The 23,922-nt window shown below is 71.4% G+C and carries 23 protein-coding genes and 1 riboswitch; of the genes, 9 read left to right on the top strand and 14 right to left on the bottom strand.

Going from position 1 to position 23,922, the window contains the following annotated elements; translation table 11 throughout:
* The first annotated feature begins 147 nt into the window (after positions 1 to 147).
* Positions 148 to 927, top strand: a complete 780-nt coding sequence (locus ACFFCA_RS12935; RefSeq protein WP_375485411.1) for an alpha/beta hydrolase — start codon at positions 148 to 150, stop codon at positions 925 to 927.
* On the top strand, positions 924 to 1,637 hold the full coding sequence (locus ACFFCA_RS12940; protein ID WP_375485413.1) for a hypothetical protein: 714 nt from the start codon (positions 924 to 926) through the stop codon (positions 1,635 to 1,637). The genes ACFFCA_RS12935 and ACFFCA_RS12940 overlap by 4 nt, the downstream gene beginning before the upstream one ends.
* 12 nt (positions 1,638 to 1,649) lie before the next feature.
* On the opposite strand, the gene ACFFCA_RS12945 is transcribed toward ACFFCA_RS12940, so the two are convergent.
* The 7 genes from ACFFCA_RS12945 to ACFFCA_RS12975 all read right to left on the bottom strand — a co-directional run bounded on the left by ACFFCA_RS12945 (position 1,650) and on the right by ACFFCA_RS12975 (position 7,668).
* On the bottom strand, positions 1,650 to 2,228 hold the full coding sequence (locus tag ACFFCA_RS12945; RefSeq protein WP_375485415.1) for a hypothetical protein: 579 nt from the start codon (positions 2,226 to 2,228) through the stop codon (positions 1,650 to 1,652).
* Between the two features lie 65 nt (positions 2,229 to 2,293).
* Positions 2,294 to 3,238, bottom strand: coding sequence for an ROK family glucokinase (locus ACFFCA_RS12950; protein WP_375485417.1), 945 nt, complete (start codon positions 3,236 to 3,238; stop codon positions 2,294 to 2,296).
* A gap of 3 nt (positions 3,239 to 3,241) precedes the next feature.
* On the bottom strand, positions 3,242 to 3,622 hold the full coding sequence (locus tag ACFFCA_RS12955) for a hypothetical protein (RefSeq protein WP_375485419.1): 381 nt from the start codon (positions 3,620 to 3,622) through the stop codon (positions 3,242 to 3,244).
* Positions 3,619 to 4,866 carry an ArsA family ATPase gene (locus ACFFCA_RS12960; RefSeq protein ID WP_375485421.1) on the bottom strand — a complete coding sequence of 416 codons (1,248 nt, stop codon included), beginning with the start codon at positions 4,864 to 4,866 and terminating at the stop codon, positions 3,619 to 3,621. Before ACFFCA_RS12960 ends, ACFFCA_RS12955 begins: the two co-directional genes overlap by 4 nt.
* Positions 4,866 to 5,309, bottom strand: coding sequence for an SRPBCC family protein (locus ACFFCA_RS12965; RefSeq protein ID WP_375485422.1), 444 nt, complete (start codon positions 5,307 to 5,309; stop codon positions 4,866 to 4,868). The genes ACFFCA_RS12960 and ACFFCA_RS12965 overlap by 1 nt, the downstream gene beginning before the upstream one ends.
* A 27-nt stretch (positions 5,310 to 5,336) precedes the next feature.
* Positions 5,337 to 6,368 (bottom strand): tetratricopeptide repeat protein, encoded by a 1,032-nt coding sequence (locus tag ACFFCA_RS12970; protein WP_375485424.1) that lies wholly within the window; start codon positions 6,366 to 6,368, stop codon positions 5,337 to 5,339.
* Positions 6,369 to 6,378: 10 nt separating this feature from the next.
* Positions 6,379 to 7,668 carry an AAA family ATPase gene (locus ACFFCA_RS12975; RefSeq protein WP_375485426.1) on the bottom strand — a complete coding sequence of 430 codons (1,290 nt, stop codon included), beginning with the start codon at positions 7,666 to 7,668 and terminating at the stop codon, positions 6,379 to 6,381.
* Between the two features lie 145 nt (positions 7,669 to 7,813).
* Between ACFFCA_RS12975 and ACFFCA_RS12980 the strand changes: the two genes are divergently transcribed.
* On the top strand, positions 7,814 to 9,616 hold the full coding sequence (locus ACFFCA_RS12980) for an AMP-dependent synthetase/ligase (RefSeq protein WP_375485428.1): 1,803 nt from the start codon (positions 7,814 to 7,816) through the stop codon (positions 9,614 to 9,616).
* 10 nt (positions 9,617 to 9,626) lie between these two features.
* On the opposite strand, the gene ACFFCA_RS12985 is transcribed toward ACFFCA_RS12980, so the two are convergent.
* From ACFFCA_RS12985 to ACFFCA_RS13000, 4 genes are all read right to left on the bottom strand, one after another.
* A complete protein-coding gene (locus ACFFCA_RS12985; protein ID WP_375485430.1) occupies positions 9,627 to 10,748 on the bottom strand; it encodes a glycosyltransferase family 4 protein in 1,122 nt (373 codons plus the stop codon).
* Positions 10,745 to 12,001: a hypothetical protein gene (locus ACFFCA_RS12990; protein WP_375485432.1), complete on the bottom strand. Its 1,257-nt coding sequence runs from the start codon at positions 11,999 to 12,001 to the stop codon at positions 10,745 to 10,747. Before ACFFCA_RS12990 ends, ACFFCA_RS12985 begins: the two co-directional genes overlap by 4 nt.
* Positions 12,002 to 12,155: 154 nt before the next feature.
* A complete protein-coding gene (locus tag ACFFCA_RS12995) occupies positions 12,156 to 13,184 on the bottom strand; it encodes a C40 family peptidase (RefSeq protein ID WP_375485434.1) in 1,029 nt (342 codons plus the stop codon).
* Positions 13,185 to 13,229: 45 nt separating this feature from the next.
* A riboswitch (cyclic di-AMP (ydaO/yuaA leader) is annotated at positions 13,230 to 13,390 on the bottom strand.
* A gap of 171 nt (positions 13,391 to 13,561) precedes the next feature.
* Positions 13,562 to 13,798, bottom strand: coding sequence for a hypothetical protein (locus ACFFCA_RS13000; protein ID WP_375485436.1), 237 nt, complete (start codon positions 13,796 to 13,798; stop codon positions 13,562 to 13,564).
* Positions 13,799 to 13,964: 166 nt separating this feature from the next.
* Between ACFFCA_RS13000 and ACFFCA_RS13005 the strand changes: the two genes are divergently transcribed.
* Positions 13,965 to 15,743 carry a DEDD exonuclease domain-containing protein gene (locus tag ACFFCA_RS13005; RefSeq protein ID WP_375485438.1) on the top strand — a complete coding sequence of 593 codons (1,779 nt, stop codon included), beginning with the start codon at positions 13,965 to 13,967 and terminating at the stop codon, positions 15,741 to 15,743.
* 18 nt (positions 15,744 to 15,761) lie between these two features.
* Positions 15,762 to 16,040, top strand: coding sequence for an Lrp/AsnC family transcriptional regulator (locus ACFFCA_RS13010; protein WP_375485440.1), 279 nt, complete (start codon positions 15,762 to 15,764; stop codon positions 16,038 to 16,040).
* Positions 16,041 to 16,085: 45 nt separating this feature from the next.
* Here ACFFCA_RS13010 and ACFFCA_RS13015 read toward each other — a convergent pair whose 3' ends face one another.
* The 3 genes from ACFFCA_RS13015 to ACFFCA_RS13025 all read right to left on the bottom strand — a co-directional run bounded on the left by ACFFCA_RS13015 (position 16,086) and on the right by ACFFCA_RS13025 (position 18,766).
* The gene (locus ACFFCA_RS13015; protein WP_375485442.1) at positions 16,086 to 17,243 is read right to left on the bottom strand and encodes a cytochrome c oxidase assembly protein; all 1,158 of its coding nucleotides are present in this window, start codon (positions 17,241 to 17,243) and stop codon (positions 16,086 to 16,088) included.
* Positions 17,244 to 17,298: 55 nt separating this feature from the next.
* Positions 17,299 to 18,306 carry an anthranilate phosphoribosyltransferase gene (trpD, locus tag ACFFCA_RS13020; protein WP_375485456.1) on the bottom strand — a complete coding sequence of 336 codons (1,008 nt, stop codon included), beginning with the start codon at positions 18,304 to 18,306 and terminating at the stop codon, positions 17,299 to 17,301.
* A 61-nt stretch (positions 18,307 to 18,367) separates the two neighbouring features.
* A complete protein-coding gene (locus ACFFCA_RS13025) occupies positions 18,368 to 18,766 on the bottom strand; it encodes a hypothetical protein (RefSeq protein ID WP_375485444.1) in 399 nt (132 codons plus the stop codon).
* Between the two features lie 137 nt (positions 18,767 to 18,903).
* Between ACFFCA_RS13025 and ACFFCA_RS13030 the strand changes: the two genes are divergently transcribed.
* From ACFFCA_RS13030 to ACFFCA_RS13045, 4 genes are all read left to right on the top strand, one after another.
* Positions 18,904 to 19,527 carry a heme-copper oxidase subunit III gene (locus ACFFCA_RS13030; protein WP_375485446.1) on the top strand — a complete coding sequence of 208 codons (624 nt, stop codon included), beginning with the start codon at positions 18,904 to 18,906 and terminating at the stop codon, positions 19,525 to 19,527.
* A 121-nt stretch (positions 19,528 to 19,648) separates the two neighbouring features.
* Positions 19,649 to 20,485 carry a c-type cytochrome gene (locus tag ACFFCA_RS13035; RefSeq protein WP_375485457.1) on the top strand — a complete coding sequence of 279 codons (837 nt, stop codon included), beginning with the start codon at positions 19,649 to 19,651 and terminating at the stop codon, positions 20,483 to 20,485.
* A 31-nt stretch (positions 20,486 to 20,516) separates the two neighbouring features.
* Positions 20,517 to 21,647 carry a ubiquinol-cytochrome c reductase iron-sulfur subunit gene (locus tag ACFFCA_RS13040; protein WP_375485448.1) on the top strand — a complete coding sequence of 377 codons (1,131 nt, stop codon included), beginning with the start codon at positions 20,517 to 20,519 and terminating at the stop codon, positions 21,645 to 21,647.
* A 70-nt stretch (positions 21,648 to 21,717) separates the two neighbouring features.
* Positions 21,718 to 23,367, top strand: a complete 1,650-nt coding sequence (locus ACFFCA_RS13045; RefSeq protein ID WP_375485450.1) for a cytochrome bc complex cytochrome b subunit — start codon at positions 21,718 to 21,720, stop codon at positions 23,365 to 23,367.
* Positions 23,368 to 23,922 lie beyond the last annotated feature (555 nt).

A 23,922-nucleotide genomic window follows, 5' to 3' on the forward strand; every position in this document is an offset into this window, starting at 1 on the left:
CCAAGTTCCCGGGTCGGCTGTGGACGACGCCGGGTCGGCCACGCCCGTGCTCGCCGAACCCACGACGGCCGGGCATGATGGATCGCGCAGCACAGGGCAGCACAGGCATCGAACAATCCCGGACGGATCGAGGACGAGGGGACCGGCGTGGCACCTACCGCGGACCCGACCGCCGACCACCAGCCGTTCGCGGCGGACGGCGGTTCCGTGGGCGTGGTGGTCAGCCACGGGTTCACGAGCACCCCGGCCAGCATGCGGCCCTGGGCCCAGCACCTGGCCGACGCCGGCTTCAGCGTGCGGCTGCCGTTGCTGCCCGGACACGGAGGCACCTGGCAGGACACCAACCGCAGTCGCTGGCCCCAGTGGTACGGGGTCATCGAGGACGCCTACCTCGAACTGTCCCAGCGGTGCGAGACCGTGTTCGCCTGCGGGCTGTCGATGGGCGGCACCCTGGTCACCCGGCTGGCCGAGCAGCACCCCACGGGTGTCGCGGGGCTCGTCCTGGTCAACCCGGCCTACGGCACCCAGCGCTTCGACGCCAAGTTCGCCCCGTGGATCTCCTGGGCGGTGAAGTCCCGCCCGGCGATCGGCGGCGACATCAAGAAGCCCGGGGTGGCCGAGGCCGCCGTCGACCGCACGCCGGTCGTGGCCTTCGCCTCGCTGTACAAGTTGTGGAAGCGCACCCTCGCCGACCTCCCCGAGGTCACGGCGCCGATCCTGCTGTACCGCTCCCGCGAGGACCACGTCGTCGACCCGCTGTCGGCGCGGCTGCTCAAACGGCGCGCCGTGAACACCACGTTGCGCGAGGTCGTGCTCGAGGACAGCTACCACGTCGCCACCCTGGACAACGACGCTCCGACGATCTTCGACGGCAGCGTCGAGTTCATCCGTTCGCTCAGCGACCCCGTCGCGACGGGCCCGTCATGACCAACCCCTACGAGCGCCTCGACAACGGGCTGCGGGCCCTGGCCTACGTGCCCTTGACCGACGTCGACGCCGCGGTCGGTCAGCAGCTGCTGACCGCCCTCGCCCGGGCGCGGATCGCGGCCTACCTCGGCGAGGCCGGCAGCGTCGTGGCCGACCTCGACGACGCGCGGAGACGGCTCTACGTCGCGGCCGAGGAACGCGTCGACGCGCGGACGATCGTGCGGGCCACGGTGCGGGCGCTGGGTTCGACCGCGAGCGACGTCCCGGACGCACCCGCTCCGGCAAAGCCGGCCGCCGACCCGCTGTCCGGCCTGGACACCGAGATGCTGTTCGCCGAGCTGGTGGCCGACTGGCACGTCGACACCCACGACGCCATTCGCAAGGCCGAACGCGACCTGACCGCCGAGGACGCCGAGTGGCGTGCGCGGCTGGCCAAGCCGCCGGCCGCCGCGGACGACGAGTGGCTCGACGACGACCACTACGTCCCGCCGCCACCGCCGCCGCTGCCCCGGTTGTCCCTGCCCGCCGTGCTCGGGATCGTGCTGGTCGTGGTGGCCGTCTTCCTGCTCGCGGCCGGCACGGTGATCGGCCTGGCGGACAACGTCGCGCGCATCCTCGGCATCGGCGGGCTGCTGATCGGGGTCGGGGCGTTGCTCACCCGGGTGCGCGACTTCCGCCGCGACGAGGACGACGACGGCGCTGCTCTCTGAGCCTGCTGCCGCCTAGGGCAGCGTCAGCTCGACGACGCCCTCGCGCGTCGCGCCGACCGTGATCCGCGCGTCCACGAACACCCCGGGGACCGCGCTGAACCGGCCGTCCTGCAGGGCCACCGCAACCCCGGGCCCGGCACCGTCGACGCAGATCACGGCGGGCGGGCCGGCCGGGTCGAGCTCGACCATCCGCTTCTCGATCTGGTCGAGCTGTCTGCGCTGGGCCGGGCCGTCGCCGCTCATCCGCGCCCCGACCAGCACGAACGGGCTGCCGAGGCGGGCGAGCCCCGCGAGCGCGGCTCCCGGCGGGCGCGGCCCGCGGTGACCGTCGAAGGTCACCTCGGCGACCGCGTTCTCGTCGACCCCCAGGTTGCCGAGCAGCAGGTTGCCTCCGCCGGTGCGCCCGCCGCCGATGACGACGAGGCCGGACCGGCGGGCGAGGGCGGCCGAGACCGAACGCCACCGCAGCAGGCTGGGTGCGCCGTGCAGGCAGACGACGTCGGGCATCGTGGCCGAGATGCGCCGCGCCAACGCATCGTGGTCGAGGCGGGCGGTGCGGGCGTTGACGGTGAGCAGGCGCAGGGACGGCACCGGGCAATCCTGCCGGACACCGCGCACCGCGGTCCCGGCAGCCCGACCACACCCGCGTCGGTGGGTCAGGTCAGCAGGCGGGCGAGGTCGGCAGCGCCCACCAGCCCGGCGTCCGGCCCGAGGGCGGCACCCGCCACCCGGGCCTCGGGCCGGAACCCACGGCCCGTCAGCTGGTGGGCGAACTCGTCGCGCGCCGGGCCGAGCAACAGCTCCCCGGCGGCGGACACTCCCCCGCCGATGACGAACACCGACGGGTCGATCACCGCGGCCAGGTTGGCCAGGCCGCGGCCGAGCCAGCGGCCCATGTCAGTGCAGATCGAGCGGGCCGCCTCGTCGCCCGCGGCCGCCGCCTCGGTAACGATGGGCCCGGTGATGGCCGCGGCCGAACCGGCCAGGTCCACCATGTACTGCGCCGCCACGGGTGACTGCGCCGCGAGCTCGCGCGCGTCGCGGGCCAGCGCCCGGCCCGAGGCGTACATCTCCCAGCAGCCACGGTTCCCGCACGGACACAGGTAGCCGCCCGGAACCATCGTCATGTGCCCGTACTCGCACCCGATGCCGAAGGCGCCGCGGTAGACCTCGCCGCCGGCCACGAGTCCGCCGCCGATACCGGTCCCCAACGTCACGCAGACCACGACGGCCTCGTCGCGGGCGGCACCGAACCGGTACTCGGCCCAGGCCGCGGCGTTCGCGTCGTTCTCGATGATCAGCGGCACCGAGATACGGCCGGTGAGTGACGCGCGAAGCGGCTCGTTGCGCCAGGCGAGGTGCGGCGAGAACAGGACGGTGGCGTGGTCGTTGCCGATCCAGCCCGCCGCGCCGATGCCGGCGGCCGTGACGTCGTGACGAGCGGCCAGGGTCTCGACGACGTCGACGATGACGTCCTCGTTGGCCCGCACGTCGTTGCCCGGGGTGTCGCGTCGCTCCCGGTCGAGGATCGTCCCGCTGTCGTCGACGACGCCGGCCGCCACCTTGGTGCCGCCGATGTCGACACCGATCGCCAGTCCCATGTCTCAGCCCTGCGGGGTCTCGTCGTCGAGCACGATGCGCTGCACTCGTGGCCGCGGCTGCGGTCGCTCGGCGGGCACGTCGGACGCGCGGCCGGCGCCGTCGCTCGCTCCGCTCGGCGGGTTCGCCGACGACTCGAGCAGCGCCTTCACCGCCGTGCTGACCGCAGCTGCGGCCTCGGACATCCGGTCGGTGAGCTCCGGGTGCTCGCCGCGCAGGACGCTGGCCAGCTGGCACAGCGGGCACCACTGGCACTCCGGCCCGGGGTGACCGGACGGCGGCGCCGGCAACGTGCGCTGCGCCCACTCCTGCAGGGCGAGCAGCAGCGAGCGGCCGTCCGCGCCGGGCCCGCCCGACGCGTCGGCCGCCGGCGGCTCGCCGGTCACGGCTCGGTCGCGGGTCGAGGGCGCGGTGACGGGCGGCGCCGGGCCGGGCCCTCCGCGGGCCACAGCTCCGGGTCGGGCCGGAACCGGACCTGCAGCTGCGCACCGTCGTAGGAGCCACCGCTGACGACGCAGCGCCGCAACACGCTCGGCAGGCTGAGCACCCGGCGGTGACCGGCGACCGTCACGACCAGGTCGTCACCGGCACGCACCGCATCGACGTCGGCGCGACCGGCGAGCGGCAGGCTCATCCGCAGGACGAAGCCGTCGCCTTCCGGCTCGACACGCAGCAGATCCCGGGCGGGCGACGCCGGCGCGGGGTCGGCGCCCGGCAGCGCGCCGTACAGGCCGTCGGCGACCTCGCGCAGCGCCACGGCCCCGACCGGCTCCGCGGGACGGTACGGCAGCTCGAGCACCGGCAACCCGGCGAAGGACTCGCGGACGTCGGCGAGCTGGGCCTGCTGGGCCGTGGCCCACTGCCGGCGCCACGGATCGTCGCCCGCCGGGAACACCCGGTTGGCGACGACGACGTCCACCGCGTAGCCGTAGAGCGCCAGCGCGGTGAAGGTGCGACGGGCCTCGGCGACCACCACCGACTCGGGGGTCAGCACCAGCCGCACCGAGGTGACCTCGGGGTCGCCGAGCAGTTCGCGGACGCCGGCGAGATCGTCGGACAGCCGGAGCAGCGCGTCGAAGACGCCGTCGGGCGGGATGGTGTCCCCGCGACCCAGCAGGGCGGCCAACGGACGCACGCTGCGGGCGATCGTCCGCTGTGCCGGGAAGACCCGCTCGAGGTACCAGTTCAGCGCTTCCGGCAACGCGAGCAGCCGCAGGGTCTCGGCCGTCGGCGCGCAGTCGACGACCAGCGCGTCCCAGTCGCCGGTGCGGGCCAGCTCACGCACGGCCAGCAGTGCCAGCACCTCGTCGACGCCGGGCAGGACGGTGAGCTCCTCGGCGGTGACCACGTCGACGCCGCCGCGGGCCAGCATGTCGACGAGGAAGGACTGCACGTCGCGCCAGGCCGCCTCGAACCGGCCCTGGGTGTCGAGCTGCGCCGCCCAGAGGCTCGGCGCGACCTCGGTCGGCGCGTCGGTGAGCGGGACGGCAAGGGCGTCGCCGAGCGAGTGTGCGGCGTCCGTCGACAACAGCAGGGTCTTGACGCCCCGGTCGGCCAGCCGCAGCGCCGTCGCCGAGGCGGTCGTGGTCTTGCCCACGCCGCCCTTGCCGGTGAACAGGAGGATGCGCACTAGACCAGCAGGCTCTCGACGCGTTTTTTCAGCTGCTTGAGGGCGGTGTCCATGACGACCCGTTCGGCCTTGCGCTTGAGCAGGCCCAGCATGGGGATCGTCAGGTCCACCGACAGCGAGTAGGTGACGTGGGTGCGCTGCGGACCGTCCGCACGCAGCGTGTAGGACCCGTGCTGGGCGCGCATCATCTCGCCCGAGGTGAGGTCCCACTCAACCCGGTCGTCGCCGGACCAGACGTAGGCGAGTTCGTACTGGTCGCGCACGATGCCGGCGTCCAGGGTGAACGCGACCCGGCGGGCACGGCCGTCCGTCCCGGTCTCCAGAACCTCGGTCCGTTTCACCGAACCGGTCCACTGCGGGTAGTTCTCGAAGTCGGCGATCACGGCCATGACTCGGGCGGGGTCGGCGTCGATCGTGATCGACTGCGTCGACTCCTCGGGCATGGGTCCAGAGGCTACCCGGACCCATGCTCACCATCGCCCGGCTCGGTGTTGGCGACGGACCCAGCTGAGCACCGTTCCGGTGATCAGGGTCAACCAGCCCCACGGTGTGACGTCATTGGCGACGGCCCGCCCGGCGAACGCGCCGACGGTAACGGCCGCACCGGTCACAAGCAGGCAAACGGCCCAGGCCGTGAGCAGCCGGTCCCGGCGGAGCACCGTCCCGATCACACGACGGGTGCGCCGCCGGCTACCCAGGTGGCCCGAGTGCAGGATCGCCGCGGCCGCGGCCGCTACCACGAGCCAGACAGTGCCGCGGGCCAGGCGGGTCGTCGACGCGTTCGCCGCCATGCTCCCAATAACCAGCACCGCCACCAAGAGCAGCAGATGCAGGCGGCGCAATAACTGTGCCAGGACGAGATGCAGGTTGTGCGCGGCGGCCTGATCACCGACCGATGACACAGCGGCATCAGCGAAGCCCCGCGCGGCGCGCCCGAGCCGGTGACGTCGCAAGTCGGCCCGGGCCAGGTCGTTGCGCGCCGAGTAATTATCGGGGTTCAAACGCAACGCTTCCAGCAGCGCCCGGCGAGCGGGCCCAGCCTCGTTCAGGTCGAGCAGGACACGACCGAGGACGGCGTGCGGCTCGGCCTCGTGCGGCGCCAAGGCCACCGCGCGCTGCGCGTACTCGACGGTAACCGGCGAAACCCGACGTCCGGTCAGATCGATCACGGCACGATTCATGTGCCCGCGCCACTGATTGGGCGCCAAACGCAGTGCCTCAATGGACGCGAGCACCGCCTCGTCGACCCGGGCGCAGCGCACCAACGCCAGCGACAGCAGGCGATGGGCCCACTCCTTGTCTGGTTCGGTCCGAACTGCTCCTCGGGCCGCGCTGATGGCACCGGCAGGGTCGTCGGTGGCCAAGCAGGCCTGCGCCAGCAGGCAGAGCGCGTCAGCATTCTCCGGCTCCTGCGCGAGGGCCGACCTCAGCAGTACCCGCGCCTCCCTCGCGCGGTCCAACTCGAGCAAGGCTCGAGCGCGCTCGAGGTCGCCCGTCGTCACCGCACTCCGGTCACAGCCGTTTGACCTTGCGCAGGTAGCTACGCAGCTGCTCATACGTGCCGTCGTCGTCACCGAACTGGACGACGTTCCGAGCCGTGTCGAGCCAGCCAGTCACCGACGGCCGCACCTCGCGAACCGCCGCCCGTAGGTCCTCGAAATTGATCAGACGCGGTGTGCCGCTCTCTACGCTGTCAACTAAGGCCTGCTCGGCGGCCGTCTCGCAGATGTGGGCGATGTCCGCGCCCGACATGCCTTCGGTAGCACCCGCCAGCTTGCCTAGATCCATTCCCTCGACCGGGCGACGCTCCAAGTGGTGCCGAAAAATCTGCTCGCGCGCCGGACGATCGGGCGGCAGTACGAGCAGGGTGCGATCCAAGCGTCCGGGCCGCCGCAACGCAGGGTCCACGTCCCAGGGCTGATTCGTCGCGGCGAGTACGAAGACCCCGTCGTTGCCGCCTTCCACACCGTCCAGCTCCGCAAGCAACTGGTTGGTGGCACCACGCAGTGCAGAGCTGCGGGTCTGGGTTCGCTTCTGACCCAAAGCATCGATCTCATCGAAGAACAGCACCGTGGGCGCTTCTCGCCGGGCGAGCTGGAAAACCTCGTGCAAATTCCGCTCGCTGGTGCCGATGTACATGTCGAGCACGTCGGACAGTCCTACGGATACAAAGGCCGCGCCGAGCTCGCCGGCGACAGCGCGGGCCAGGAATGTCTTGCCGCACCCGGGCGGGCCGTAGAGCAACAAGCCGCCGCGCAGGCTCTTGCCGTAGAGCGACCGCAACTCGGCGTTGCGCAGGGGTGCGAGGAACGCGGCATGCAACCGCTTCTTGACCTCGGTCATGCCGCCGACGTCGGCGAGGGTGACGGTCGAGCGTTCGATATCGAAGGCCGACTCGGATGGCGTGGGTGCGGCGGCGTCGTCGACAAACATCGGTTGCGCGACGTCGCTGACCTCGGTCTCGGCAGCCGACCAGTCGAACCCAGAGGTCGGGCCAGGCGCAGTGACGGAATCCTGGCTCGATGCCGCAGCAGCTTGCGCAGTGCCCGGTCTTGCGGGGTCCGGTGTGGCAGCGTTGCCCGTTACGGAACCCGGCGTCGCGGTTCCCAAGGCCCTGACCATGACCTCACGGGCCTCGATTAAGCCGGGATCGTGCTGCAAGACCGCCGCCGCTTCGGCGATCGCCTCGGCGTAGCGTTTTGTGTCGAGCAGGACGACCGCCAAGTGCAGGCGCAGCACGGTGTCCTCGGGTTCGTGCTCGACGGCGCGGCGGAGCGAAGCGATGATCAGCTCGTCGTCCACGTCGCAGAGGCTACCGAGCAGGGTCGCTGTGGGCGACGTAGGCCGATCGAGTGCCCGCGAATACTGCGTCTCGCCTGGCGTCGAAAGACAGGTTACCGTTGCGTAACCGGCTTGTACCGGGCCCTGCAGAGAGGATGCCGACTCCGTGCACGAGCTCCACGTGGCCAGCAAGATCACCACGATCAGCCAGAACAACACGGCTGACTTCATCGTCGAGAACGCCGCCCGAGACCCCCGGCACGTCGCCCTGCGACGCCGCCACGGGGACACCTGGACGGACGTCACGGCGAAGGAGTTCCTCGACATGGTCACCGCGGTGGCCAAGGGTCTGATCGCCGCCGGCATCGAGTCCGGCGACCGCGTCGCGGTCATGAGCAAGACGCGCTTCGAATGGACGGTCGCCGACTTCGCGCTGTTCATGGTCGGGGCCGTCGTCGTGCCGATCTACGAGACGTCCAGCGCGGAGCAGGTGCAGTGGATCGTGTCGGACTCCGGCGCGCGGGCGATCTTCGTCGAGACCGACGAGCACGCCGGCATCGTCAAGTCCGTCCGCGACGACCTGCCGACACTGGAGCACGTGTGGTCCTTCGAGGACGGCGCGGTCGACACGCTGTCCTCCGACGGTTCCGGCGTGTCGGACGCCGACGTGGACAACCGCCGCCAGGCCGTCACGCTCGACGACCTGGCCTCGATCATCTACACCTCGGGCACGACGGGCCGGCCGAAGGGCTGCGAGCTCACGCACCGGTGCTTCGTCGTCGAGGCCGTCGAGCTGCAGGATCTGCTGTCGGAGTTCTTCAACGACCAGACCTCGACGCTGCTTTTCCTGCCCATCGCCCACGTCTTCGGTCGCGCCATCGAGATCGGCACCATGGCCACCGGCTGCACGCTGGGCCACACCCCCGACGTGAAGAACCTGGTCGAGGACCTCGGCGGCTTCAAGCCCACGTTCGTGCTGGCCGTGCCGCGGGTGTTCGAGAAGGTCTACAACACCGCCAAGCAGCGTGCGCACAGCGACGGCAAGGGCAAGATCTTCGACCTGGCGGAGACCGTGGCCGTCAAGTACTCCGAGGCCCAGCAGGACGGGTCGGTGCCGATCCTGCTCAAGGCGCAGCACGCCGTGTTCGACAAGCTGGTCTACGGCAAGCTGCGTGCCGCCCTGGGCGGCAACTGCGTGGCCGCGGTGTCGGGCGGTGCGCCGCTCGGCGCCCGCCTCGGCCACTTCTTCCGCGGCATCGGCGTCACCATCTACGAGGGTTACGGGCTCACCGAGACCACCGCCGGGGTCACCGTCAACCGCCCGGACGCCATCAAGATCGGCACCGTCGGGCGGCCCATCGGCGGCACCACCGCGCGCATCGCCGACGACGGCGAGCTGATGTTCAAGGCGCCGCACGTCTTCCGCGGCTACTGGAACAACGCCGAGGCCACCAAGGAGACCCTCGACGACGACGGTTGGTTCCATACAGGAGATATCGGCGAAATTGACAGTGACGGGTTCGTCAAGATCACCGGCCGCAAGAAGGAGCTCATCGTCACCGCCGGCGGCAAGAACGTCGCCCCCGCGGTCATCGAGGACCGTGTGCGCGCCCACTGGCTGGTCAGCCAGTGCCTCGTGGTGGGTGACGGCAAGCCGTTCATCGCGGCCATCGTCACCATCGACGCCGAATCGCTGCCGCGCTTCCTCGAGCAGGCCGGCAAGCCGGCGGACACGAAGATGGCGGACCTCGTCGACGACGACGACCTGCGCGCCGAGATCCAGAAGGCGATCGACGACGGCAACAAGGCGGTCAGCAAGGCCGAGTCCGTGCGCAAGTTCGTCATCCTGCCCGAGGACTGGACCGAGGAGGGCGGCCAGATGACGCCGTCGCTCAAGCTCAAGCGCAACGTCGTGGTCAAGGAGAGCGAGCAGCAGATCGCCGACCTGTACGCCGGCGCCAAGAAGTAGGCGCCTGGCATCAGGCGTCCAGCAGGCTGCGGAGCCGGGCGGCCAGCAGGTCCCAGCGCCAGTCGCGTTCGACCCAGGCGCGGCCCGCGGCGCCGAGCCGGCCGCGCAGCGGCGCGTTCTGCAGCAGGGCGATCAGCCGTTCGGCGATGACCGGCACGTCGCGCCCGTCGACGACGTAGCCGGTCTCGCCGTCGCGCACCGCGTCCGGCGCACCACCGGAGTCACCGGCGAGCACCGGCAGTCCGGTGGCCGAGGCCTCGAGGAACACGATGCCCAGCCCCTCGACGTCGAGCCCGGCGCGACGGGTACGGCACGGCATCGCGAACACGTCGCCCGCGGCGTAGTGGGCGGGCAACTCGGCGTGGGCCACGCCGCCGGTGAACACGACCGCGTCCGACACCCCGGCCGCACGAGCCCGGTCCCGCAGGTCCTGCTCGTACGGGCCGGCCCCGACCAGCAGCAGGACGGCGTCGGGCACGACCTGACGGATGATGGGCAGCGCGTCGACGAGGCGGTCCTGACCCTTGCGTGGGACGAGCCGGGACACGCACACGATGGTGGGTCGGTCGCCCAGGTCGTACCGGACGCGTACCGCTGTCGGGTCGGCCGTTGGCGTGAATGTCTCGACGTCAACTCCAGGTGTGAGCTGGACGAGCTTGGTCCGTCCCGCCATCAACGGCGCGAGGCGGTCGCGGGTGTACCGGCCGAGGTAGGTGACCACGTCGCATCCGTCGGCGATGCGGCGCAGCGCGTAGCGGGCCGCGGGCAGTATCGCCCACCCGGCCTCGTGGCCGTGCGTCGTGGCGACGATCCGCTCGGCCCCGGCGCGGCGCAGCGATGGTGCCAGCAGGCCCAGCGGGGCGGCCGCCCCGAACCACACCGCGGTGCAGTCATGTGTTCGCAGGGCAGTCGTGACCCGCTGCCGGGCCGCGGGCGTGGGCACGAGGAGCCCGGTCGGGTGACGGAGCACCGGGAAGGGCTGCTCGGCGTCAAAGGCCGCGGAGCCCTCGTGGTCCGAGGCGTAGACGACGATCGAGCCGGCGGGCTGGCGGACGAGCAGCGCGTGGACGAAGGACTGGATGCCACCCTGGCGCGGCGGGAAGTCGTTGGTGACGACCAGCGTGCGTCTCATCCCAGCTGGTCGCGGAGGTACGTGCGCCACTGCGCGGTGAACGTGGCGACGCTCTCGTGCAGCACGGTTCGCACGCCGCTCGACACCGCCGTGTCGCTGCTGTCCGGCGACGCCCCTACGACCCGGTAGAAGCGCACCAGCCCGGGCTGCCCGGCCCTGGCCGCGATGAGCCGACAGGCCAGCCAGGCCTGCTCGTAGGACGACGCGGCCGTGCCGGCGGCGTCCACGGCGTCGTCGCCCGGCAACGCGGCGGGGATCCGGCCGGCCCGCACCTGGGCGCGCAACTCCGAGGCGGCGGTGCCGACCGTCTGCCCGGTGTCGAGGTTGGCGACGTACTCGGCGAACCCCTCGACCAACCAGCGTGGTTGCGCCTCGGTCGTCGCGGCGGCGCTCGCGAGGTGGGTGAGCTCGTGCGTCACGGTGATGCGCCGGCCGACGGCACTGAGCTTGCCGTACGGCGTCGGGTCGACGACGAGCCGTTGCTCGCGCGGCTTGCCGGTGAGCGGGTCGGACCCGGCCGACACGGCGAGCGCCGCGATGCCCGTCGCGGCGGGCTCGGCGTCGGATCCGCCGAGCGCCGCGGTCAGGGCCGTCGGGCTGGGCGCGACGATGACCGCGACCCGCCGCGTCCACCCGTCGCCCCAGACGTGGGTCACCGCCGGCACGGCCGCGTCCACGGTCGCCGCCAACGCCTTCAGGGCCGGTGTCTGGTCGGCCCGCCCGAACACGACGCTCGAGCGGCCGGTCACGGTGGTCATCGGGCCGAAGTCCCACGGACCGGACCAGCTGACCCCGCCGGCGTCGGCCAGGCCGTCGGCGGCGACGGCCCGCGCCCGGCCGTCACTGCGGACGAACGTCCACCAGAGGTCGTGCTGGACGGGCGCGGTGTCGATGCCGCGCAGCGCGTAGTGCAGTTCGAGCCGGACGATCCGCGCCGACGGCCCGAACGTCTTGCGGGCCGCGGCCTGGGCCGATGCGTCGGTGACGCGTGGGCCGAGGGTGTAGGACCACGAGGCCAGCGGCACCGTCACCAGGTTGTCGAACTGGGCGATCTGGTCCTCGCGGAACTCCACCGCCTTCGGTCCGTCGTCGACGGCGGCGCGGAAGTCGGCGCGGTCGTGCTGCAGGACACCCCGCGAATGCACGGCCAGGGCCGCCCGGATCTGCGCGTCGGTCGGTGCCGCGGTGTCGTCGGAGCTGCCGGAGGAGCAGGCGCCCAGCCCGGCGGTCAGGGAGAGCAGGACGAGCAGCACCGCGGGCCCGCGGACGCGGCGGCTCCGCGCCCGGGACGACGACGACCGCCGCGCGATGCCCCGGAGGGGGGGGCATCGTGCGGCGGTCGCGGCCATCATCCGGCCAGCTTGCCCCAGCGAGCTGAGGGACCGGCCGACGGGTGGGGCGCCGGGCTCAGGTCAGGCGGGTGGCGCCGGTGTAGTCGCTGTCGAAGGCCGACAGCGGCACGACCGACACGTTCTCGCCCTCGGTGGGCGCCGACACCATGTAGCCGTTGCCGATGTAGATCGTGACGTGACCGATCGGCTGGTAGAAGAAGATCAGGTCACCGGGCTGCAGGGCGTCACGCGACACGTGGTGTCCGTAGCTGTACTGACCGGCTGCCGAGTGCGGCAGGCTGACGCCGCCGGCCTGCCAGGCCTTCATGGTCAGCCCGGAGCAGTCGAAGCTGCTCGGCCCGTCCGCGCCGAACACGTACGGCTTGCCGACCTGGTTGAGCGCGTACTGCACGGCGCGACGCGCGCCGGCCGTGGTGCCCGAGACCGGGATGTTCTGGATCTTCGACGAAGACTTCTTCACCGACGGGTTGGCCGCACGCTGGTAGGCCGCGCGCTGCGCCGAGTTCAGGGTCGCCAGCAGGGTGCGGTACTTGCCGATCTGCGTGGTGACCGTGCTCTTACGGGCGGCGAGGCGGGTCTTGCTGGCCCGCGCCTTGGCGACCGCGGTGTTCGCCGCACTGGCCTTCGACGCGGCGACGGCGCGGGCTGCCGACACCCGATCGACGACGCTGGAGTCGTGGTTGGACAGCAACCGCAGGGCGTCGAGACGGTCGAGGTAGTTGGAACCGCTGTGGCTGGACAGCAGGGCGGCGCCGGAGGTGATGCCGCCGCTCTCGTACTGCACCTGCACGGTGCGGGTGAAGGCCGAGCTCGCCGCGTTGTAGCTCGCGGCGGCGGCCCGGGCGGCGGCCTGGGCCGCGGCGGCGGCCTTCTGGGCCTTGCCCAGCGTCACCACGGCGGTGTCGTACTGGTCGACGAGCTGGGAGTTGGTGACCGCAAGCCTGCCGAGCTGCTTCTGGACGCTCGCGATGTCGGGCTTCGGAGCCGGCGCGGCGTGCGGACCGGCGTGCGGGCCGGCGGGCGTCGCAGCGGCCAGGTTGGGGGCGACGAGCAGGGTCGCGCCGAGGCCGGCGATGGCGAGCAAGGGTCGAACTTGACGTGCGAAACGGATCGCCACGGTTGGCGGATCTCCTTCTTCCTCGAACCGCCTACCGGGTTAGCTGACGGGTTCGGGCCGGGAAGTAGCCCTACGGCACTGCGTGACCACGTCGATCCTGCGGACACGCCGTGCCGATTCACCCCGGGACTGCGTGGGTCCCCGGTTTGCTCCCGTCCTGACGATCGTCGGTGAGACGAGCGCGCGTAACGGGAATCGTGCAATTCGGCGAGACCTGCTCGGCGACGGTCCGGACGACCGACAAAGGAACCGGTTAGGTCTCGGAAAGGTTACGACGCCGGACCTTTCCTGTGCAACGCGGGTACCCTTCGGCGCGTCACGCCCCGTTTGCCCGGGATTCACCGTCAGGCGATCCCCCGTTCCGCCTGGACGTCCGGCAGGGCCCGCACCAACCGCAGCGGCGGCACGAGCCCCGCCTGCGCCAGGCTGCCCAGGGCGACCTGTTCGGCGTCGTCGAGTTCCAGTGCGGCCCCGACGGGCGCGGCCTCCAGCGCGTCCGGCGGTCCGCCGAGCAGCACGCTGACCACGCAGTCGTCGCAGGCGATGTGGCGAGCAACACAGGTGGTGCAGTCGATCCTCATGCGCATCTCCTCGTCGGTACCCGGTCGGTACGACCGGTGGTGCGACCCGGTCGGATGAACCGGACGTCGCCGACGCTAGGAACGACGTCCGACAGTTTCCGCGCCGTCGGTGCCCACCGAGCGCGTCTGCACGTTTTCGTCGTACCCCCGTCCTAGCTTGCGAAGCATGAGCCCGGACCTGCGCCACTCCCCCGCCGGCCGCCCGGCATTCGAGCAGCTGGGCTTCGACGAACTCGGCGAGCCGCTGCACGCCACGACGTTCGTCGTGGTCGACCTCGAGACCACCGGCGGCGCGGCGGCGAGCGACGCGATCACCGAGATCGGCGCCGTCAAGGTCTGCGGTGGCGAGGTGCTCGGCGAGTTCCAGAGCCTGGTCAACCCGCAGATGGCGATCAGCCCGTTCGTCAGCGTGCTCACCGGCATCACCGACTCCATGGTCTCGGCGGCACCGGCCATCTCGGGGGTCATCCCCGGCTTCCTGGAGTTCTCGCGGGGCAGCGTGCTCGTCGCGCACAACGCGCCCTTCGACATCGGCTTCCTCAAGGCCGCATGCGTGGCGCTCGCGCTGCCGTGGCCGGGGTTCGCGGTCGTCGACACCGCAGTGCTGGCCCGCCGGGTGCTCACCCGCGACGAGGTGCCCAACTGCAAGCTGGGCACCCTGGCGCCTTTCTTCCACGCCGCCGTGACCCCGAACCACCGCGCGCTCGAGGACGCCCGGGCCACGGTCGACGTGCTGCACGGGCTGCTCGGGCGTCTCGGCAGCCTGGGTGTGCAGTCGCTGCCCGAGCTGCGGTCGTTCACGGCCCAGGTGTCGGACGCGCAGCGTCGCAAGCGCCATCTCGCCGACGCCATGCCGAGCGCACCCGGCGTCTACATCTTCCGTGACGCGCAGGGCCGCCCGCTGTACGTCGGCACGAGCCGAAACCTGCGTACCCGCGTACGGCAGTACTTCGTCTCGAGCGAGACCCGTAGCCGGATGGGCGAGATGGTGGGCCTGGCCGAGCGGGTCGACCCCATCGAGTGCGCACACGCCCTCGAGGCGCAGGTCCGCGAGCTGCGCCTGATCGCCGCGCACAAGCCGCGCTACAACCGCCGGTCGAAGTTCCCTGAGAGGTCGGTGTGGCTCAAGCTCACCGTCGAGGCGTTCCCGCGCCTGTCGATCGTCCGCGACCGGAAACCGGACGGTGCGGCCTATCTCGGCCCCCTGCGTACCCAACGTCAGGCCGAGGCGGTACGCGACGCGATCCACGACGCAGTACCGCTGCGCCAGTGCAGCGATCGGCTCTCGCTGCGTCGGGTGGTGCGCGCGGCGTGCGTGCTGGCCGGTATCGGTCGCTGTGCCGCGCCCTGCGAGGGCGGCATCGGCGCCGAGGAGTACGCGACCCTCGCCGGCCTCGTCGCCTCGGCCTGGCGCGGCGACCCGCGTCCGCTCGTCGAACCGCTCGAGCGCAAGCTCACCGCGCTGTCGGCCGAGCAGCGCTACGAGCAGGCGGGCATCGTCCGTGACCGCATCACCGCGGTCGTCCGGGCGTGCGCCCGGATGCAGCGCCTGGCCGCGTTGCGCGCGGTGGGCGAGTTGGTCGGCGCCCGCCCCGACGGTGACGGTGGGTGGGAGCTGTCGGTGGTGCGCGCGGGCCGGTTGGCCGCGGCGGGCCGCGCGCCTCGCGGCGTGCCGCCGTGGCCGGTCATCGAGGCGTTGCGGGCCACCGCCGACGTCGTGGACGAGGCGCACGAGCCGCTGGCCGAGGAGAGCGAGTGCATCCTGCACTGGCTCGAGGAGCCCGGGGTGCGGCTCGCGGACGCCTCCGACCCGTGGCTCATGCCCGCCTTCGGCGCCGGTGGGCTGCGTACCTATCTCGCCACCGCCGGGCGGGAGAGCGCGAACCCCTTCGCCGACCGGCGCCGACTGCCCATGGTCGCCCGGCCGGCCCGGGCCAGCGCGTGAGGGCGCTAGGGTGCTGGCGTGATCACCGCGATCGTGATGATTTCCGTCGAGGCCGACAAGATCCCTGAGGTTGCCGGCGCGATCGCTGACCTCGACGGCGTCAGCGAGGTGTACTCGGTGGCGGGCGACGTCGACCTCATCGCCGTCGTGCGGGTGCGCGAGTTCGACGCCATCGCCGATGTCATCGCCGGGCGGCTGTCCAAGGTCGACGGCGTGCTGCACACCGACACCCACATCGCGTTTCGGGCGTACTCCAAGCACGACCTCGACGCGACGTTCTCGCTCGGGATCGAGTGACCCCGGCCATGACGCACCCCAACGGGCGTCGGTGCCGGGTGCTCGTCAGCGGTTGAGGGTCTCCAGCCACCGGTTGTACGCATCGCGGGCGCCGTCGTCGTCGTCGAGCGGGTCGGCCGATTCCTCGGACCCGGTGTGGGTGGTGAACGTCGAGCGTCGTGCCTGCTCGAGCCACCCCTGCTCGACCGGGGCCGTCTCGACCCGGCGCAGCCATCCGATCACCAGCCCGATCATGATCGCCGCCATGATCGCGTCCCCGCCGAACCACATGATGGCGCCGCCGGTGCGGGTGTCGGACAGCGCGCTGACGTCCAGCGTCGACGGCGCGAGCGCGACGGCGGTGGTGCCCTGCATCAACACGATGCCGGTGAAGGTGTCCACGGCCATGGCGATGGCCAGCAGCAGCCAGCGCGCCGGGGACGCCAGGCGCCAGCGGATCGGTTCGTCGCCGACCACGAGGGCGAAGAACCAGCAGCCCGCCAGCACGTAGACCAGGTGCTCGACCTGGCCGGCCCAGGTGTTGCGCATGATGGTGTCCATCAGGCCCGTGAGGTGGCTGCCGACGATCACCGCGGCGTACACCGCCAGCGCGACCGGCGGGGAGAACATCACCGACAGGATGCGGCCGTGCAACACCCGCTCGAGGCGGGCGCGGCGGTCCGGTGGTGACGCGGCGAGCAGCAGGCGCAGGGGACGACCCCACATGATCAGCGCCGGCGCGACCATGACGAGCGCGAGGTGGCCGGCCATGTGTGCGGTGAACAGCACCTGGTCGTAGACCGCGATGCTGCCGCAGGTGGCGATCACGCAGACCGCGAGGCCGGCGAGGAAGGAGATGGTGCGGCGGACGGGCCACGGCTCGCCCGGACTGCGCACGCCGGCCAGGCCGACCCCGGTGAGGTACACCGCAGCGGCCACGACGAGCACGGCCAGCGCGACCGCGTCGAGCTGCCAGCTCGTGAACAGGTGGTCGGTCAGCGGCCCCAGCGGCCCGCGGGACCCGGCCCGGGTCAGCGCGTCGGCGGAGTGGTCGTGGTCGGCGCCCATCGACATGCCGTGCATCACGTGGCCGGTCGCGCCCGAGCCCAGGTAGTGCCAGACGGCGACGACGAGCACGGCCACCGCGGCGACCGCCACCGCCCAGGCGACCAGGACCAGACGCGGGATGCGCCGGCGCGTGGCGGGAGCAGCGGACGTGGTCACTCGTCGAGTATCCGCCTCGTCTGCACGCCTCCGGATCAGTGGGGCGCGGCGGCGGTCAGGAGCGACGGGCGGCCTGGCTGGCGTCGACCCACCGGGCGAGCAGGTCACGGGCGGCGCCGCTGTCCAGCGCCTCGGCCGCGATTGCCAGCCCGCGGGCCAGGGCGGCGTCCAGCGCCTGCCCGGTCAGCCCGTCGTGGGCGGCCACGGCAGCGGCCGCGTTCAGCAGGACGACGTCGCGGACACCACCCGTCGTCCCGGCCAGCAGGTCGCGCACCACCGCGGCGTTGAAGGCCCGGTCACCGCCGCGCAGTTCGGCGGCGGCCACGGGTGCGATCCCGAGCTGTTCGGGGTCGATCGTGGTCTCGCGGACGGTGCCGTCGGCCACGACCCACGTCGAGGTCGTGGTGGTGGTCGTGATCTCGTCCAGCCCGTCGTCGCCCCGGAAGACCAGTGCGCTGTCCCCGCGCTCGGCCATCACCTCGGCCATCACGGGGGCCATCCGCCGGTCGGCACAGCCGATGGCGGACGCGGTGACGCGCGCCGGGTTCGTCAGCGGGCCGAGGAAGTTGAAGGCGGTCGGCACGCCGAGCTCCCGGCGCGCCGCACCCGCGTACCGCATGCCGGCGTGGAACACCGGCGCGAAGCAGAAGCCGACGCCGACCTCGTTGACGGTGCGCGCGACCCCCTCCGGCGGCAGGTCGATCGCCACTCCGAGCTCTTCGAGGACGTCCGCGGTCCCGCAGGCCGAGGACGCGGCCCGGCCGCCGTGCTTGACGACGCGCCGCCCCGTCCCAGCAACCACGATCGCCGCCATCGTGGAGATGTTGACGGTGTGGGCCCGGTCCGCGCCGGTACCGACGATGTCGACGCTGCGGCCGTCGATCTTCAGCGGTGCCGCGTGCCCGAGCATGGCCCGGACCAGACCGCCGAGCTCGGCCGGCGTCTCGCCCTTGGCGCGCAGCAGCACCGCGAAGGCGGCCAGCTGCGCCGGGGTGGCGTTGCCGGACATGATCTCGTCCATGGCCCAGGCCGTGTCGCCGGCCGCGAGCTCGGTGCCGGCCATGAGGGCAGTCAGCACGCCCGGCCAGGAGCGCTCGGCGCGAGCGGCGCCGGTGGACACCCCGTTACCGGACGACCGGGATGCCCGTGTGACGCCGGCGCAGCTGCTCGGCGACCACGGCGGCGCTCTCGACCGGGTCGATCGGCGTGTTGATCACCGCGTCCGCGAGCGACCACGACGCCAGCCAGCCGTCCTGGCGCCGCGCGATCAGCACGACGATCGCCGGACAGTCGTCGATCTCGTACTTGAACTGGCGCGCGAGCCCCATCCCGCCGGTGGGCTGGGCCTCCCCGTCGAGGATCGCCACGTCGATGCCGCCCTCGTCGAGCTGCTCCGTGACCTGGGCGTTGGTCTCGCACTCGATCCAGTCGATCCGGCCCGTGTCCGGGGCCGGCCGGCGGCCCACCGCGCTCCGCACGGTCGCCCGCACGTCGGGGTGGTTGCTGTAGATCAGAACCGTCACGCGGTCCGGCACTGTTGCCACTCGCTCTGCCCTCGTTCCAGCCGCTTGTTCGCAGGTTCGGCGCCGATCGTATCGGGGCCCCCGACACCCCCTACCCCGGACGCCGATGCCGCGTTTCCAGGGTCCATACTTCAGGGGTGACGTCGACCGCCGCTGCGCCCCGGTTCGAGTCCAGCAAGGTGCACTCCCTGACGCGCCCGAACATCGTGAGCGTCGGCACCATCGTCTGGCTCTCGAGCGAGCTGATGTTCTTTGCCGGCCTGTTCGCCATGTACTTCACGGTGCGATCCATCCACGGCAGCGACTGGCCGATGCACCTGCCCGACGGCAAGCCGATCGAGGTCAGCGTCGGGTACGCCCTGCCGTTCACCGTCATCCTGGTGGCCTCGAGCTTCACCTGCCAGTGGGGGGTGTTCGCGGCCGAGAAGGGCGACGTCTACAAACTCCGCCGCTGGTTCATCCTCACGTTCCTGCTGGGCCTGATCTTCGTGCTGGCGCAGGCCAACGAGTACCGCATGCAGGTGAATGACGGGAACACCATCTCGGCCACCGGCTACGGCTCGGTGTTCTTCCTCACCACCGGATTCCACGGCCTGCACGTCATCGGCGGTCTGATCGCGTTCATCTTCTTCCTCATCCGCACCGCGCTCGGCAAGTTCACCCCGGCCCAGGCCACCGCGGCGATCGTCGTCTCCTATTACTGGCATTTCGTGGACGTCGTGTGGATCGGCCTGTTCGCGGTCATCTACCTGATCCAATGAGCATCACCCTCGCGCCTCGGGCAGCGCTGCCCAAGCCTGGCACCACCTGGACGGAAGGACAGTCGTGAGCGACGACTTCGACGACGTGGACGCCGCGGACGAGCTCGGCTTCGAACCGGCGGTGTCGGCCACCGGGGCCGACGACACCGTCGCTCCCGCGCGCAGGAAGAAGCGTCGGCGTTCCCGCGGCGGCCTGCGCCACCGGCTGGGTGCGGCGGCCGTGCTCATCGCGGCGCTGTGCACCATGGGCGGTTCCTACGCGATGTTCGCCACGTCCTCCGGGGCGGCCGGGACCGGGTCAAGCCAGGCCGACGTCAGCGCCGGCCACCAGCTCTACTCGACCGGCTGCATCACCTGCCACGGCGCCAACCTCGACGGCGTCAAGGGCAACGGCCCGTCCCTGATCGGCACCGGCGCCGCCTCGGTCTACTTCCAGGTCTCCACCGGGCGCATGCCGCTCGTCGCCCAGGGCGCCTACGCCCCGCGCAAGGAAGCCAAGTACAACGAGAGCCAGGTCGACCAGCTCGGCGCCTACATCGAGTCCGTCGGCGGCGGCCCGGGTGTCCCGACGGGCGACCTGCGGTCCTCGTCGGCCACGATCGGCAAGGGCGGTGAGCTGTTCCGGCTGAACTGCGCGTCCTGCCACGGCACCACCTTCAAGGGCGCCCCGCTGTCGGCCGGCAAGCAGGCCCCGTCGCTGAACAAGGCGAACGACAAGCAGATCTACACCGCCATGCTGTCGGGCCCCGAGAACATGCCGGTGTTCAGCGACAACACGATCACGCCCGAACAGAAGAAGCAGATCATCACCTACATCCAGACCCTGAAGGCGTCCAAGGACCCGGGTGGCAACGGCATCGACCGCATCGGGCCGGTGTCCGAGGCCATCGTCATCTGGGTCGCCGGCGTCGGGGCCCTGATGGTCGCCATCCTGTGGATCGGGGCCCGAGCACGATGAGGCACGTCGTCGGAACACAGCAGGGGGCGCAGTGAGCACCACCCACGACACCCACAGCACCGAGGACACCGACGACGTGTCGCCGGACGAGCTTCGCGCGATGTCCACCGAGGACGCCATGCTGGCGGGCTCGGAGGCCGACGGCGTCCATATCGTGCACCGTCGCGACCGCTTCCCGGTCCGCGGCACCAAGGCCGAGAAGCGCGTCGAGCGCGCGGTCGCGCTGACCTTCGGCATCTCCGCCCTGGCCGGCGTCGGTTTCATCGTGGCCTTCGTGGCCCTGCCGTACCACTGGCACCTGCCCGGCACCCCGCAGAACTTCCGCTTCTACACGCCGGCGTTGGGCGCGCTGCTCGCCGTCATGCTGATCTTCATGGGCGTCGGTCTCGTGCTGTGGGCCAAGTGGCTCATGCCCGAGGAGGAGGCGGTCCAGGACCGCCACGACGACCCGTCCACCGAGCAGGACAAGCTGATGACCGAGGCCACGCTGCTCAGCGGCCTCGAGGACACCGGCCTCCCGCGCCGCGGCCTCATCCTGAAGTCCCTGGGGCTGGCCGGCGGGGCGCTGGCCGCGGTACCGCTCGTCGCGCTGGTCGGCGCCCTGGTCAAGAACCCGGGCAACAAGCTGTTCCACACCCAGTTCCGGCCCAACAAGAAGCTGTTCCCGCCGAACGGCCACGTGCCGATCGTCGACATCGACTTCCGCCGGATCGGCCCCGACGACCTCGAGCCGGGCGGCCTGCTGACCGTGTTCCCCGGTATCCACCAGGACGACGCCGACGGGTTCAACGGCATCACCGACGCGTCGTCACCGACCCTGATCATCCGGCTCAAGCCGGGCCAGAAGGTCAAGGCACGCAAGGGCCAGGCGGGCTGGGGCTACCCCACCGACAACCCCGAGTTCGTGGCGTTCTCCAAGATCTGCACGCACGCCGGTTGCCCCGCCTCGTTGTACGAGCAGCAGACGTCGCGCCTGTTGTGCCCGTGCCACCAGTCGCAGTTCGAGGTGCTCCAGGACGCCAAGCCGGTTTTCGGACCTGCGTCACGAAGTCTCCCGAAACTCCCCCTCGGCGTCGAAACGGGGGATGATGGGAAGCAGTACTTCGTCGCCCTGTCCGACTACCACGAGGCCATCGGTCCCGCGTTCTGGAACCGGCCATGAGCACGGCCTCGTACGATCAGGCTCCAATAGTTGGGCCGCCCCGCAGTGACCGCGTGTCTGTGAGGACATCATGACCACGACGACAACGCCCCCCGCGTCGCCGACCCGGCGCTCGACCGAGCCGCGGACTCCCCAGGGCAAGGTCGGCAAGTGGATGGACGACCGGCTGAACATGGCCGGCCCGATGCGCAAGCAGCTGAACAAGGTCTTCCCCGACCACTGGTCGTTCATGATGGGCGAGATCGCGCTGTACTCGTTCATCATCCTGCTGCTGTCCGGCACCTACCTCACCTTCTTCTACGACCCGTCCATGGCGACGACCGTCTACCACGGCCGCTATGTCCCGATGGACGGCATCACCATGTCTCGGGCGTACTCCTCGACGCTGGACCTCACCTTCGACGTCCGCGGTGGCCTGGTCGTGCGCCAGATCCACCACTGGTCCGCGCTGATGTTCCTCGCCGCGATGCTCGTGCACATGTTCCGTACGTTCTTCACCGGGGCGTTCCGCAAGCCGCGCGAGATGAACTGGATGATCGGCATCGCCCTGATCGCCCTGGGCACCGTCGAGGGCTTCGCCGGCTACTCGCTCCCTGACGACCTGCTGTCCGGCACGGGCCTGCGGATCGCCGACGCGATCATCCTGTCCATCCCGGTCATCGGGACCTGGGTCTCCTTCCTGCTCTTCGGTGGGCCGTTCCCTGGGCACGAGATCATCGGGCGCCTCTACATCGCGCACGTGCTGCTCATCCCCGCCATCCTGGCCGCGCTCATCGGCGCCCACCTGGCCCTGGTCGTGCGCCAGAAGCACACCCAGTTCCCGGGCCACGGGCACACGGAGGACACGGTCAGCGGCGAGCGGGTGTTCCCCGTGTACGCGGCGAAGGCCGGCGGCTTCTTCTTCGTCGTCTTCGGCATCACCTGCCTGCTGGGCGGCCTGGCCCAGATCAACCCGGTGTGGCTGTTCGGCCCGTACGAGCCGTCCCAGGTGTCGTCGGGCTCGCAGCCCGACTGGTACATGGGCTTCCTGGACGGTTCGACGCGCCTGTTCCCGTCCTGGGAGATCCGCAACTTCGGCTACACCATCCCGGCCGTGTTCTGGCCGACGGTCGTGCTACCCGGCATCCTGTTCACCCTCGCCGCGGTCTATCCGTTCATCGAGGCGAAGATGACCAAGGACACCGCGAAGCATCACCTGCTGCAGCGCCCTCGTGATGTCCCGGTCCGTACCGGCCTCGGCTGCATGGCCATCGCGTTCTACGTGATCCTGTACCTGTCGGGCGCCAACGACCTCATCGCCAAGGCGTTCGACATCTCGCTGAATGCGATGACGTGGGCGGGCCGTATCTCGCTGCTCACGGTGCCCCCGCTGGCCTACCTGCTCGCGTACCGCATCTGCTTGGGCCTGCAGCGGCACGACCGCGAGGTGCTCGAGCACGGTGTCGAGACCGGCATCATCAAGGTCCTGCCGACCGGCGAGTTCATCGAGGTGCATCAGCCCCTCGGGCCCGTTGACGAGCACGGCCACGGCCAGCTGTCGTACGCCGGTACCCCGGTGCCGAAGCGGATGAGCCAGCTCGGCGGCGGCTCGCCGCTGCGCCACATCCGCGGGTTCCTGTACCCGGTCAAGGAGAAGCCGGAGATCCAGGCCGAGCTCGACGCCCTGGCCGCGGCCGAGATCGAGCGCGACAACGAGGACCGCAAGCAGCTCACCGACTGATCGTCAGCTGCCTCAGCGCCACGCACAGGGCCGCGATCCGCTACCGGATCGCGGCCCTGTCGTATGAGGCGTGCCGGGCGCCGCGCGTGCCGGGCACCGGGCGCTGGGCGTGCCGGGTGCCGGGCGCCGGGTGTGCCGGGCACCAGGCGGGCCGGGCGCCGGGCATGCCGGGCGCCGGGCGTGCGTGGATCACCCCAACCCCCGCAACCGGCGGATCGTGTTGCGCAATCTTGGTGCGCCAGGCGCGGCATGGCGACGCGTACGCACCGGGAATCGGCAACACGATCGCGGGCTGCTCCCCCAGCGGTCGGGCATTGCGCGGTCGTAACACCGGGTGTTACGGCCCTCGAAGACGCGCCACCCGCCCGATGTAGGTGGCATGTACGCCCTACCCCCCAACCCACCGACGCGGGACGGGTCTCCCGCATTCCCGGGGGTCAGGGCGACCGGGTCTTGCGGCCCACCGTGCGCAGCCCGCCCACCGTGATCAGCACCCGACGACCTCGTCGCGACGGGATCGCGGCCCTGGCATATCAGGCAGGGGCAGGGGCAGGG

The sequence above is a fragment of the uncultured Jatrophihabitans sp. genome, assembly GCF_964252635.1.
GTDB lineage: Bacteria > Actinomycetota > Actinomycetes > Mycobacteriales > Jatrophihabitantaceae > Jatrophihabitans.